The following is a 13704-nucleotide window of genomic DNA, read 5'->3' as shown; positions in this document are numbered from 1 at the left end:
TGCCTCCAACTGTGCTAGCTACCGAATATTCAGGCGCGCAGCCGTTCATGCTTGGGGTCGAAGAGGGGCTCGGCGGCGACGGTGGCGCGGAGCCGGCGGTCGAAGTACCCGATCGACACCTCGGTGCCGGGCACGGCCAGGGCGGCCGGGAGCCAGGCGTACGCGATCGGCGCCCCCACCGTGTGGCCGTAGGCGGCGCTGGTCACGAAGCCGACCGGCCTTTCTTTTTCGTACACCGGCTCGCGGCCCATCGGCACGGAACCCGCGTCGTCGAGCAGCAGGCAGGTGAGCAGCCGCTCCGGATCCTGCTCGGGCAGCGCGGTCCTGCCGACGAAGTCACCGGTGTCGCGACGCACGGCAAAACCGACCCCAGCCTCGTACGGGGTGTCCTCGGCGGTCATGTCGGTGCCCCAGAGCCGGTAGCCCTTCTCGAGGCGCAAGCTCGTGAAAGCAGCCCGGCCGGCGGCGATGATGCCGAGGTCCTGACCGGCCTCCCACAGGGTGTCCCACAGCTTCAATCCGCAGTCGGCCCGGGTGTAGATCTCCCAGCCCAGCTCGCCCACGTACGAGAGCCGCAGCATGGTGACCGGCACCGTGCCGAGATATCCCTCCCGCGCTTGGAAGTAGCGGAAACTCGGAGCGGCGACGTCGATGTCGGTGAGCGGGGCGACCAGCTCGCGAGCCTTGGGGCCCCAGACGCCGAGGCCGCCGGTGCTGCCGGTGACATCCCTGATGCGGGTGTTCTCCGGCGCATGGCGGCGCAGCCAGTGCAGGTCGAGCGGGCCGTTGACGCCGATCTGGAAGCGCTGTTCGCCCAGCCGGGCCACGGTGACGTCGCTGCGCACCTTGCCGGCCTCGTCGAGCAGCATCGTGTAGGTCACCGAGCCGACCGGCTTGTCGACGTTGTTACTGGTCATTGCCTGTAGGAAGCTCACCGGGCCGACGACCTCGAGGCGCATGAGCGGGGTCATGTCGTAGAGGGCGACGGTCTCGCGGGTGATCCGGGCTTCGGTACCCGCGATCGGCGACCAGTGGCGGCTCGACCAGCTGTCGCGCTCCTTGGCCGCGGCCTTCTCCTTCGACGCGTACCCCTCGTTGGACGCGTACCAGAGGGGCCTTTCCCAGCCCGCGGCCTCGCCGAACACCGCTCCGAGCTCGACGTGCCGGGCGTGGAACGGGGTGGTGCGGACGTTGCGGACGCTGGGCGGGTCGAGCGGATGGACGATGTCGTAGACCTCGACGAAGCTGCGGATCGACCGTTCCCGGGTGTAGGCCGGGGCCAGCTGGGCCGGGTCGAAGCGGTTGAGGTCGCACTCGTGCAGGTCGATGCTCGGGCGGCCGGTGACCAGCCACTCGGCGACCTCGCGGGCGGCGCCGGCCGAGTGGGTCACCCAGATCGCCTCGGCCACCCAGAACCCCGGCAGTCGGGGCGCCTCGCCGAGCAGCGGGAAACCGTCGGCGGTGAACGAGAAGACGCCGTTGAAGCCGTCCGTCCGTTCGACATCCTTGACAACGGGCAGAAGGTCGCCGGCGGCCGCCCAGGATTCGGCGAAAGTGTCGGGGGTGAACGGGAGCATCGACGGGTGCTCACCGCCGGCCAGTTCATCCAGGCTCACCGGCATCGGCTCGTGCAGATACGAGCCGATGCCCAGGCCCTCGCCGTGGGCCCGGAAATAGAGGTCACGGTCCTGATGGCGCACGATCGGCATCGTGTCCGCGGCGCCGGCGGCGCCGGTCCGCACATACTGATGGGCCATCGGCAACAGCGGGATCGTGACGCCGGCCATGGCCCCGATCCTCGGCCCCCAGAAGCCGGCGCAGCTGACGACGATGTCGGCTGCGAAGGTCTGCTCGTCCGTCCGCGCGCCGGCGATCCGCCCGTTAGCGGTGATCAACTCGATCACCCGGGCCTGGGCGACAAATCGGGCGCCGTTCTCCTGCGCCCGTTGCGCCTGCCGCTCGCCGGCCTTGACCGCCTCGGCCACGCCGTCGGTCGGCACGTGCAGACCGCCCTCCAGCCGGTCGGGGTCGAGCAGGGGAAACAGCTCGGCGCAGGCGACCGGGTCGATGATCCGGGAGCCGATCCCCCACGACTGGCCGAAGCCGAAGCGGCGGTGCAACTCCCGCATCCGCTCCGGCGTCGTCGCCACTTCGAGGCTGCCGACCGGCCGGAAGCAGTCCAGCCCGGTCAGCTTCTCGACGGTGTAGCGGGCCATCCGGGCCATGGTCCGCGACGGGTTGGTCTGGAAGACGAGTCCCGGCGCGTGCGAGCTGGAACCGCCGGTCACGAAGAGCGGCCCCTGCTCGAGCACGGTCACGTCGGTCCAGCCGCGCGCGGTCAGCTCATCGGCGAGGGCGCAGCCCACGATGCCCGCGCCGATGATCACAACCTTCGGTCCAGTCATGGCGGGATCTCAGCTACCGGCCGGGATCCAGGGCTTCCACGTGCTCTCGTGCTCGTTCACCCATTTCTCGGCCGCCTGCTCGGCCGACATGCCCTGGTTGGTGAGGTAGTCCGAGACGAGGTTCTGGTCGTCGTTGGTCCATGTGAAGTTCTTGACCAGCTGATAGGCGGTGCTGTTGCCGTCGGCGAACTTCTTGCTGGCGATCTTGTCGAGCACATAGTCGGGGTAGTCGCAGGCCACCTTCTTCGGGTCCGCGTCGCAGCCCTCCTTGTACTCGGGCAGCTTCACCCGCACGTATTTCTCCTTGGCGAAGAGCCACTGCGGTTCGTAGAAGTAGAAGAGCAACGGCTTCGTCTGCGCCGAGGCCTGCTGGGCGGCCTTGATGATCGCTGCCTCGCTGCCCGAGTAGACGACGGTGTAGTTCAGCTTCAGGTTGGTGACCAGCGCCTCGTCGTTGGTGACGAAGGACGGGTCGCCCGCCAGGAACTGACCCTTGCCCTTCGACTCCGAGGTCTTGAAGAGGTCGGCGTACTTGTTGAGGCTCTTCCAGTCGGTGATGTCGGGATACTTGTCCACCATCCACTGCGGCACGTACCAGCCGATCACGCCCTGGTTGCCGGTCGGGCCCACCTCGACGGCGACCTTCTTGTCCTCGATGTAGGTCTTCTTGAGGTCGGGGTGCCCCCAGTTCTCGACGATCGCGTCGACCTCGCCGGTCTCGAAGCCCTGCCAGGCGATCTCCTCCTTGAGCTCCTTCTTCTCGACCGTGTAGCCCATCTTCTTCTCGAGCAGGTAGGCGATCACCGCGGCGTTCGCCTCGTAGCCCACCCACGGGTTGATCGCGAGGTTCACCGTGCCCTTGGCGCCGGCGCTCGGCTCGTCCTCCCCCGCCCCCGAGGTGGCGCCGCCGCACGCGGTCAGGGTCACTATCAGCGCCGCCGCGGCGGCCGTTCGCAGAGTTCTCATCGACGAGGTCCCTTCGAGTGGTGGAAACCCTGGGTCAAGCGGTCGAGCACGATGCCGAGCAACACGATGGCGAGTCCGGCGGCCAGGCCCTGGCCGAAGAGCTCGCGCTGTGAGAAGCCGGCGGCGACGTCGTATCCGAGGGCCCCGGCGCCGACCAGGCCGCCCACCACCACCATGGCGAGGACCATGACGATCCCCTGGTTGGCCGCGAGCAGCAGGCCGCCGCGAGCCATCGGCAGCTGCACCTTCCAGAGCAGCTGGCGCGGTGTCGAGCCGGCTGAGAGCGCGGCCTCGACGACGGTCGGCGGCACGTCGCGCAGCCCGCGTTCGACCAGGCGCACGACCGGCGGCACGGCGAAGATGACGGCGGCGACGATCGCGGTGAAGCGGCTCGCGCCGAAGAGCGCCACCGCCGGCAGCAGATACACGAACGAGGGCATGGTCTGGGCGGCGTCCAGCAGCGGACGGATTCCGGCGGCGAGGCGATCGTGACGCGCGCAGAAGACACCGATCGCGACGCCGAGGGCCATCGTCAGCACGATCGCGACCAGCACCGTGGCCAGGGTCTGCATCGAGTGCTGCCAGAGGCCCAGGCCCGCGATCCCGGCCGCGGCCGGTGCGGCGATCACGGCCGCCCGCCAGCCGCTGATCAGCGTGCCGAAGGCGGCCACGGCAGCCACGAAGAGCCACCACGGCGTCGTCACCAGCACGGTCTCGATGGGATCGAGCACGCCCGCGCTGATGCCGTTCTTCAGGCCCTCGGTGGCGTCGTACCAGTGCAGCTCGATCCAGCCGACCAGGTCGTTGACCGGCGCCGCGAACGAGTAGCCGGGCAGATCCTCAGGGTTGACCTTTATGACGGAGATCAACACGGCGGCGACGAGTGCGACGCCCACACCGATCCAGCGCCACCGGCGCTGCTGGTCCGTGCGGTGAACGCGGGTGCGCCGGGCGGCGTTCGTGGTGATCCGGTCGAGCACCACAGCCAGGATCACGATGGCCAGCCCGGCGTCGAAGGCCGCGCCCACGTTGACCCGCTGCAACGCGCTCACGATGTTCTGGCCCAGGCCGGGCGCGTCGATCAGGGCGGTGATCACCACCATCGACAGCGCCAGCATGATCGTCTGGTTGACCGCGAGCGCGATCGTCGTCCGGGCCATCGGCAGCCGCACCTTGCTCAGCAGCTGCCACCGGGTCGACCCGAGCGCCGTGGCCGCCTCCACCGCCGTGGGCGACACCTCGCCGATGCCCAGCGCGGTGATCCGGATCGTGGCGGGCACCGCATAGATCATCGTGGCGATCACCGCGGCCGGCTCCCCGATCAGGAAGAGCAGCGTCATCGGGGCCAGATAGGCGAAGGTCGGCATGATCTGCATGACGTCGAGCACCGGCCGCAGCGTCGCCCCGACCCACCGCACCCGTGCCGCCAGGATCCCCAGCGGAACGCCGATCAGCACGGAGAGCAGCACCGCCGAGACCGTCAGCACCAGCGTGTCGACGCTTTGCTCCCACAGCCCCAGAACCCCGAAGGCGAGGAACCCACCCAGCGCCAGCAGTCCCGTGCGCCACCCGGCCAGCACCGCGCCGATCGCCGCCACCGCCGCCACCAGGCCGGCGAAGCCGAGCCCGGTGAGCGCGGCGTGCACGCCGTCGACCAGCAGCCGCACGCCCAGCCGCACGTAGTTGAGGCCGTAGAGGAAGACCGGGCTGGTGTCGCGGTTGGCGTCGACCCAGTCGCGCACGCTGTCGAAGAACCGGAACGCGGCCGCGTCGCTGCTGTCGGCCGCTCCGTCCGTCCGGAACACCAGATAGGCCACCACGGTCACGGCGGCCAGAACCGCGGCCACCGTGCGACTCCGCAACCATCCGCGCCGGCCTGGAACGGCCGTGTCGCTCGCCGCCGTCAGCACGCGCCCACCCGGCTGCAGCACCGGAGGTGGCGGAACCGTCGCGGTCATGCGCGACACCTCCCGCCGGCGGCCTCGAACGCCGCGCTTGCCCGCCCGGCGCCCACGCTTCGCCGCCACGCGCGCCCGGCGCCGGCCCCACGCGGAGCTCGGTCGGTCATGCCGGCACCTGGCGGTGGTGGCTGATCAGCGCGGGGAGCAGCTGGTCGGCGTCGATCACTCCGAGCCGCTCGCGGCCGTCGACCACCGCGATGGGGCGATCGGAGCGGAGCACCCGGTGGACCGCGTCGCGGATGACCGTACGGTGGCTCAGGGGTTCGTCCTCGCAGAGCTCGCCCGGAGCCGGATCGCGCATGATCCACCGCAGCGTCAGCACATCGGAGCGGGGCACGTCGCGGACGAAGTCGGCCACATAGGAGTCGGCCGGCGCTCCGACCAGCTCTTCCGGCGTCCCCACCTGCACCAGCCCGCCGTCGCGGAGGACGGCGATCCGGTCGCCCAGGGTCAGCGCCTCGGCCAGGTCGTGCGTGATGAAGACCAGCGTCTTGCCCACCTCGGCGTGCAGCCGGCGCACCTCGGCCTGCATGTCCCGGCGGATCAGCGGGTCGAGCGCGCTGAACGGCTCGTCGAAGAGCAGCACCTCCGGATCGCCTGCGAGCGCCCGGGCCAGGCCGACCCGCTGCTGCATGCCGCCCGAGAGCTGGTCGGGGTACTGGTGCTCCTGTCCCTCCAGGCCGACCAGGGCCAGCGTCTCGGTGGCCCGCCGGTGCCGCTCGGCCCGCGGCATGCCCTGGATCTCGAGCCCGTACGCCACGTTGTCGAGCACCGGCCGGTGCGGCAGCAGCCCGAAGTGCTGGAACACCATCGCGACCTGGCGGCGGCGCAGCTCCCGCAAGCGCTTCGGGCCCATCGCCCGCACCGATTCGCCGCCGATGCTGATCTCGCCGCTGGTCGGCTCGATCAGCCGGGTCAGGCAGCGGACCAGCGTCGACTTCCCGCTGCCGGACAGGCCCATCACCACGAAGACCTCACCCGGCCGCACGTCGAAGCTGACATCGCGTACGGCGGCCAGGCAGCCCGTACGGGTCCGCAGCTCACCCGGCGAAAGCTCGGCCAGCGGCGTACCCACGACCCGGTCGGCTCGGGGCCCGAACACCTTCCACAGATCTGCTACCGCGATCATCGGTGTCATCCCGGTCCCCTGGTCCCTAGTGTCCGGTCAGCTCGGCCTGGATCAGGTCGGCCGCTCGTTCGCCGATCATGAGCACGGTCACCATCGGATTCACCGAGGGCATGAGCGGGAAGATCGAGGCGTCGGCGATCCGGACGTTGGGCACGCCGCTCAGCCGCAACTCGGGATCCACAACCGCCTGCTCATCCGCGGCGGCGCCCATCCGGCACGTGCCGGCGGGGTGATAGACGGTGTGGTGCGCGGCTCGCCCGTACGCGGAAAGCTCTTGATCGGTTCGCAGCGCGGGCCCGGGCGCGATCTCCCGGGCGATCCACGACGCGAAGGGCTCGGTCGCCGCCACCTCCCGGGCCAGGCGCAGCCCGTCCACGATCGTCCGCTCGTCGTAGCCGTCGGGGTCGGTGAAGTAGCGGAAGTCGAGCAGCGGCTTGGTCGCCGGGTCGGCGTCGGCCAGGGTGAGCCGGCCGGCACTGCGGGGACGGGGCACGTTGGGCGTCATGCCGAAGCCGTGTTCGGGCACGTCGTACCCGAGCCGCTCGGTGTTGAACGTGAACGGGATCTGATACAGGTGGAACATCAGGTCGGGACGCGTGGCGCCCGGCTCGCGGCGCACGAAGAGCCCGGCGTCCGAGTCCATGGCCGACATCGGCGGGATCGGGCGGCTCGCCTCCCACAGGATCAGCGACTCCGGGTGGTCGAGCAGGTTCTCGCCGACGCCCGGCAGGTCCCGCTGCACGGCGATGCCGAGCTTCTGCAGGTCGGCCGCCGGCCCGATGCCGGACAGCAGAAGCAGTCGCGGAGTGTCGATGGCGCCCGCGCACAGCACGTATTCATGTCGTGCCTTGATGAGCTTGGTCGCCGTGCCGCTCCGGACCAGAACGCCGTTCTCCGGATCGAGGTGGAACGCCCAGTGCTCGGTGTGGATCGTCAGGTTGGGCCGGTCGAGGTGCGGGTGCAGGTAGGCCACCGAGGCCGAGGAGCGGACGCCCGTCTCGGGGTAGTAGCCCACCGGGAAGAACCCGGCGCCGTCGGCGAACGGCGCGGCGTTGAAGTCCTCGTGGATCGGGACTCCCAGGGCGGTGTGACAAGAAGTGACGAAATCCTCGGTCAAAGGGTTGCGGTCACGCTCGGCCACCGGGGTGATGTTCACCGCCAGCCGCTTCCACAGGGGCACCATTTCCTCGTACGACCACCCGGTAGCACCGGCGTCGACCCAGTCCGCGAAGTCGCCGGGCGGCGGCAGAAAACTGATCATGGTGTTGTGCGACGAACAGCCGCCCAGCACCCGCGCCCGGGCATGCCGCAGATGCGAGTTGCCGCGCGCCTGCGGCACGATCGGATAGTCGTAGTCGTACTGGCCCTCGAGCAGGTTGAGCCAGTTGCGCAACCGAAGAATCGCCTGGTCACCCACGTCGGAAGGCCCGCCCTCGACCACGCCGACACGCACCTGCGGATCGGCCGACAGCCGCGACGCGACGACCGACCCGGCCGTGCCACCGCCGATGATCACCACGTCGTACTCGATGGTTTCCAGCGTGCGCCACCTTCCGCCGAGCCGTGGACAAAGAATCATCAGTCGCGGTGGCGTCGGTCAATGTCAACAACAGACTTTTACCTCAGTGCAACAAAGGCAGCCGCACAGATCAAAGTCTTGGCCGCGCTTATCAGCCGTTTTGTCGCCGCCGACCGTCCGGTCCGCGACGCCGCCTCCCCGGACGGCCCCGGCGGCACGTGATCGGGGCGGCCCTACGATCGGCTCGTGCCCTTCCTCGACGCCCCGACGCCCCTGGCGTTCGCCCACCGCGGCGGCGCGGCCGACGGCGACGAGAACACGGCCGAAGCCTTCGAGCGCGCCGTGAAGCTCGGCTACCGCTACGTCGAAACCGACGTGCACGCCACCGCCGACGGCGTAGCGGTCGTCTTCCACGACCCCACCCTCGACCGCGTGACCGGCCAGGCCGGCCGCATCTCCGACCTGACCTGGTCCGACCTCCAGTCCGTCCGGATAGCCGGCGCCGCCCTCGTCCCCCGCCTCGACGAGGTCCTGGCCGCCTGGCCCGAGATCCGCTTCAACATCGACATCAAGGCCGACCCGGGCGTGACGCCCACCGTCAACACGATCCTGCGCTCCGACGCGGCCGACCGCGTCCTGCTGGCCTCGTTCAGCGACCGCCGCCTGGCCGCGGTTCGCGCACTGGCCGGCCCGGCGATCGCCACGTCCATGGGCTCCCGGTCAGTGGCCCGCCTGCGCTTGGCCTCCCTGGTCGGAGCACCCCTGCGCCTGCCCTCGCCGGTGGCCGCCGTCCAGGTCCCCCCGCGCCTCGGCCGGATCACTGTGGTCGACCGCCGCTTCCTGGCCCTGGCCCACCGCCTGGGCCTGCAGGTCCACGTCTGGACGATCGACGACCCCACCGAGATGACCCGCCTGCTGGATCTCGGCGTGGACGGCATCATGACCGACCGCCTGACAGTCCTCCGCGACGTCTACCGCGCCCGGGGTCTCTGGCCCTGACAGCGCTCCGCGCGGAGGCTTCAGAGCGAGCGGACCCGGTCGGACATCCTGGCCGCGGCGGCTGCGCTGTTTGCCGGCCGTGGCTGGCGGGGCACCATGATCGCCGGCATCGCGGCGGCGGCCGGCGTCGCCGTCGACACGGTCTATGCGTCGTTCGGCTCCAAGAGCGCGTTGCTCGCGGCGGCGAAGGACGCCGCGAAGGCGGGCGACGAGGAAGGCGTGCCGCGTCGAGCGATCAAGCCGTCGCGGCACGGCTCGCCGAGCGCGAGGCGCGCCGCCGCGACGACCTGGCGTTCGGGCTGACCCGCGTGCTGAGCCGGCCGCCCGACGCCGCGACGCTCATGGGGCTGTGGGCGATCACCAGTCCGGAGGTCTACGCCGAGCTGACCCACGCCGCTGGGACCGCGACGCGTACGAGTCCTGGCTCGCCGCGACGCTCGACCGTCTCTGCTGACCCGGCGGTCTGATCGACGGTCACCACCGGCTCCCCGCCCTGCCACAGGCGCCCACGAGCCGGAGCGCAGGGCGTCAGCCGACCGGCGGAAATTGCCGGAGAATCGCGCCGATAAGCTGCGGGAACTGTTTTGCCAGCTTGTTCCAAGGTGCATCCGGTCTACCATGCATTACATTTCTCGGTGCGGACCCGTCGCCGGGCGACCCCGGAGCGTCACCGGAAGGCCCGTCGAAGAACTCCCAGCTCAGCGAAGTTTTTGCGATCTTGGTTGAACCCTGGACATCGGCCGTTCGGATGATGCCGAGGGTTCGGCGGGTCGCCCATATTTTTTCTTTAAGTCTGGGCTAAGAATTCATCAAGTTCGCTGGCGGAATTGCATTCCGGCGGAGTGGCTCTTACCGTCTGGGAGCCGGTCGGAATTTGGGCCGGGTGGATTCTGCGAAGATGAGGTATGACGCATGCGTAGGTCTGCTTACCGCCGCGCGGCCGCCACGCCGTCGGGACGCAACCGACGGTTGTTCGCGGCCGGAGCGGTGATCGCCGCCCTGGGTGCGGCCGTCGGCTTCGCCTCGCTGTCGGGCGCCGCCGAGAACGACCGGCCCGAGGGCAGTGGCGCCGGCAAGGTCGTCAACGGCCAGGTGATCCTGACCGATACGTGCGTCGACAGCAATCTGACGCCACATGACGGCTTCCAGCTGGGCAGCCGCTGCGTCTCCACCGAATTCGGTGAGGTCGGCGAGGCCAAGGACAACCCGAGCCTGCTGATCACCGAGGCGCCCGTCGCGGTCGCGCCCAACACGCCGTTCTCGCTGAAGATCAGCACCCGCAACCTGATCCGCGACCGCTTCCTCGCGGCCGGCAAGGGTGGCTACTACGTGGAGAGCTCGGTCCTGCGGGGCGGTCTCGTCCGCGGCCACTTCCACACCGCGTGCCGCATGCTCGAGAACACCAACGAGGCGCCCGCGTCCGACCCGGTGCCGGCCTTCTTCGTCGCCACCGAGGACAGCAAGGGTGGCGCCACCCCCGACGAGGTGACCATCGCCGTGCCGGGCGTGCCGGCCGAGGGCACCGCGCAGTGCTCCTCGTGGGCCGGTGACGGCTCCCACCGCGTGCCGATGATGGTCCGCGCCAACCAGACCCCCGCGATCGACTCGGTCCGCATCACCGTCCGCAACGGCGGCGACAACGGCGGCGGCGATGGCGATGGCGGTAACAACGGCGGCGGCGACGGTGGTAACAACGGCGGCGGCGACAACGGTGGCGGCGACAACGGTGGCGGCGACAACGGTGGTAACAACGGCGGTGGCGACAACGGCGGTAACACGGGCGGCGGCGACAACGGGGGCAACGGCGGCACGCCGGGCAACCCCAACAGCACCGTCGCGCCGACCAAGCCGACCAAGCCCCCGGTCAACAACCCCACCACGGCGCCGACGGTGAAGGACGACTTCACCCCCGACCCGACCAAGCCGGCCACTACGACCAAGCCCGCCAAGCCGACCAGCACGAAGGCTCCGGCGACCACCAAGCCGGCCACCGGCGGCAACGCGAACAACGCCGGCAACGGCGATGACGCCAACAACGAGAACGAGAACGAGGCTCCGCCTGCGACGAAGGCCCCCAAGCCCCGCGCGAGCAGCAGCAAGGCCGCGGCGGCGGCCGGCAACGACTACACGTACGAGGACGGCCAGTTCAACTCCGGCAACAAGGCGCCGGTGGCCGACCAGGTCGCCCAGGTGCAGGCCGAGACCGCCAAGAAGGACGACGGCAGCCTGCTCGCCAAGACCGGCAACAACACGGTCGCGGTGGTCGGCGGCGCGGCGGTCCTGCTGATGATCGGCCTGATCATCATGGCGCTGACCCGGCGCCGTCGCCTCCCGGGGAGCACCTGGGAGTAACCGGCACGAGAACGAGGGGCGGTCCGCGGTTCGCGGGCCGCCCTTTTCGTGTGCCGAGAATCCCGCCGGTACCTGCGATCGGAAGAGTGAGGGTAGCCTTACCAGCCGACGACCCGGTAGGCGAAGGAAGAGGGTTCAGCAATGGCTGACAGGCCGGCACGGGCGGCGACCGAAGCGGTCGTCAGCCGGGTGGAACAGCTCACCCCGCACATGGTCCGGGTGGTGTTCACCGGCGAGGGCCTCCGCAACATCGAGGCGGGCTCCTGCACCGACCACTACGTCAAGGCGCTGTTCCCGCTGCCGGGCGTGGTCTACCCCGAGCCGTTCGACATGGGCCGGATCCGCGAGACGGTGCCACGGCCGGATTGGCCCGCCGTCCGCACGTACACGGTCCGCAAGTGGCTTCCGGCCATCCCCGAGATGTGGATCGACTTCGTGGTGCACGGCGACGAGGGCATCGCCGGCCCGTGGGCTGTGGCCGCCAAGCCGGGCGACCCGTTCCGTTTCATGGGCCCGGGCGGCGGCTACGCACCCAGCGCCGACACCGACTGGCACCTGCTGGCCGGCGACGAGAGCGCCCTGCCCGCCATCGCGGCCGCGCTCGAGGGCATGCCGGCCGACGCTCCTGTTCGCGCGTTCATCGAGGTGGAAAGCGCCGACGAGGAGCAGAAGCTGGAGTGCCCGGGCGACGCCGAGATCACCTGGCTGCACCGCGGCGGCCGCCCGGTCGGCGAGGCGCTGATCGAGGCCGTCCGCGCGTACGAGTTCCCGGCCGGCCGGGTGCAGGCGTTCGTGCACGGCGAGGCCAACTTCGTCAAGGATCTGCGCCGCTACCTGAAGAACGAGCTCGCCATCCCGATGGACCAGCTGTCGATCTCGGGTTACTGGCGCCGCGGCCTGAACGAGGACGGCTGGCAGAGTTCCAAGCGTGAGTGGAACCAGCAGGTGGAACAGGAGCAAGACCGGTCGTGACCCGGGTTTCGGGCAGTCGATGATGTGTAAGTGGTGACTGCGTCCGTAGACCTGACCAAGAAGAGCAGCCGCCGGGTCGCGCTGGTGGCTCTGCTGCTGGCCGCGGTGAACCTGCGGCTGGCGGTGACCAGCGTCGGCCCGGTGCTCGACGAGATCCGCGACGGTCTCGGCATGAGCTCGACCGTGGCGGGCCTGCTCACCTCCGTACCGGTGGTGTGTTTCGCCGCAGTCGGCCTGACCGCGCCCCGCCTGGCCCGGCGTTTCGGCGCCTCGCGGGTGATCCTGGTCGGCCTGGTGGTGCTCGCGGCCGGTCTGGCGGTGCGTCCCTTCGCGCCCGGCACCGTGCTCTTCCTGCTGCTCAGCCTGGTCGCGCTGGCCGGCATCGCGGTGGTCAACGTGCTGCTGCCGTCGGTCGTCAAGGAGCGCTTCCCGGACCGCGTCGGCGCCACCACGGGCCTCTACACGGTCGCCCTGAACGTCGGCGCGACCACCGCCGCCGCGACCACCGTCCCGCTCAGCGAGCACGCGTTCGGCGGTGACTGGCGCCTCGGGCTGGCCTGCTGGGCCGTGGTCGCGGTGCTGGCCGTGCCCTCCTGGCTGCCGCTGGCCCGCGAGCCGATCGTGCGCACGGCCGAGGTCACGACCGAGGTTCCCGTACGGCTGAGCCGCACCGCCGTGGCCTGGGCGCTGGCGGTCTATTTCGGCATGCAGTCGACCTCCGCGTACGTGATCATCGGCTGGCTCCCGCAGATCTACCGCGACGCCGGCGTCTCGGCCGAGGTGGCCGGCGTGCTGTTCGCGGTCACGTCGTTCCTGGGCGTGCCGCTGGGGTTCGCGCTTTCCGCGTACGCCGGTCGTGTGCGCAGCCAGAGCTGGATAGCCGTCGGCCTGGGTGTCTTCGGCATCGCCGGGTACGGCGGTCTCTGGTACGACCCGGCGGCCGCCCCCTGGCTCTGGGCCGTGCTCCTGGGCATCGTGAACACCGCGTTCCCGCTGGTCCTGACGATGATCGCCCTCCGCGGCCGCACCCCCGCCACGGTCGTCAAGCTGTCCGCCTTCGCCCAGAGCGTCGGCTACGTCTTCGCCATCCCCGGCCCGTTCCTGGTCGGCGCCCTGCACGACGCCACCGACGGCTGGCGCGCCCCGCTGGCGCTGATGGTCCTGCTGATGGTTCCCCAGATCATCGCCGGCTACCTGGCCGGCCGAGACCGTCAAGTCTGAGGCCCGCCGCCCTGTGGACGACCGCAGCACCCCGGGTTACCCGCCCATCCCGCTGTGGACAACGCTCCGGCTACCGCCTTCCCCGCCAGTTACTCTCCCCCTGTCCCTTGGGATGCTCCTATGGATTTCAAGTGGCGGGTTTTGGGTGCTCTGAGGTGATGAGTTGGTAGATCTCGCGGG

The 13704-nt window shown here is 70.2% G+C and carries 10 protein-coding genes; 5 read left to right on the top strand and 5 right to left on the bottom strand.

All coding sequences use genetic code 11. The annotated features are described in order from the left end of the window. Positions 1–29: 29 nt before the first annotated feature. From KXC43_RS44740 to KXC43_RS44720, 5 genes are all read right to left on the bottom strand, one after another. On the bottom strand, positions 30–2405 hold the full coding sequence (locus tag KXC43_RS44740) for a GcvT family protein (RefSeq protein WP_221382380.1): 2376 nt from the start codon (positions 2403–2405) through the stop codon (positions 30–32). A 9-nt stretch (positions 2406–2414) separates the two neighbouring features. Then, positions 2415–3371 (bottom strand): ABC transporter substrate-binding protein, encoded by a 957-nt coding sequence (locus tag KXC43_RS44735; RefSeq protein ID WP_221382379.1) that lies wholly within the window; start codon positions 3369–3371, stop codon positions 2415–2417. Next, positions 3368–5329: an ABC transporter permease gene (locus KXC43_RS44730; protein ID WP_221382378.1), complete on the bottom strand. Its 1962-nt coding sequence runs from the start codon at positions 5327–5329 to the stop codon at positions 3368–3370. Before KXC43_RS44730 ends, KXC43_RS44735 begins: the two co-directional genes overlap by 4 nt. A 106-nt stretch (positions 5330–5435) precedes the next feature. Then, entirely contained in the window at positions 5436–6470 is a 1035-nt protein-coding gene (locus KXC43_RS44725; protein ID WP_221382377.1) for a quaternary amine ABC transporter ATP-binding protein, read from the bottom strand. 16 nt (positions 6471–6486) lie between these two features. After that, positions 6487–8040 carry a GMC family oxidoreductase gene (locus tag KXC43_RS44720; protein ID WP_255645905.1) on the bottom strand — a complete coding sequence of 518 codons (1554 nt, stop codon included), beginning with the start codon at positions 8038–8040 and terminating at the stop codon, positions 6487–6489. Positions 8041–8226: 186 nt separating this feature from the next. On the opposite strand from KXC43_RS44720, the gene KXC43_RS44715 reads away from it, so the two are divergent. The 5 genes from KXC43_RS44715 (at position 8227) to KXC43_RS44695 (ending at position 13524) form a co-directional block, all read left to right on the top strand. Next, positions 8227–8979, top strand: a complete 753-nt coding sequence (locus tag KXC43_RS44715; RefSeq protein ID WP_221382376.1) for a glycerophosphodiester phosphodiesterase family protein — start codon at positions 8227–8229, stop codon at positions 8977–8979. A 45-nt stretch (positions 8980–9024) separates the two neighbouring features. After that, positions 9025–9282 (top strand): TetR family transcriptional regulator, encoded by a 258-nt coding sequence (locus KXC43_RS44710; RefSeq protein ID WP_221382438.1) that lies wholly within the window; start codon positions 9025–9027, stop codon positions 9280–9282. Between the two features lie 609 nt (positions 9283–9891). Then, complete coding sequence (locus tag KXC43_RS53040; RefSeq protein WP_221382375.1) at positions 9892–11331, top strand: hypothetical protein; 1440 nt, start codon at positions 9892–9894, stop codon at positions 11329–11331. A 141-nt stretch (positions 11332–11472) separates the two neighbouring features. Next, a complete protein-coding gene (locus tag KXC43_RS44700) occupies positions 11473–12303 on the top strand; it encodes a siderophore-interacting protein (RefSeq protein WP_221382374.1) in 831 nt (276 codons plus the stop codon). Positions 12304–12336: 33 nt separating this feature from the next. Next, entirely contained in the window at positions 12337–13524 is a 1188-nt protein-coding gene (locus KXC43_RS44695) for a CynX/NimT family MFS transporter (RefSeq protein WP_308129543.1), read from the top strand. The last annotated feature ends 180 nt before the right edge of the window (positions 13525–13704 follow it).

Source organism: Paractinoplanes polyasparticus (genome assembly GCF_019710575.1).
In the GTDB taxonomy this organism is placed as follows: Bacteria; Actinomycetota; Actinomycetes; order Mycobacteriales; family Micromonosporaceae; genus Actinoplanes; species Actinoplanes polyasparticus.
This window is presented reverse-complemented; position numbering and strand designations above follow the sequence as displayed.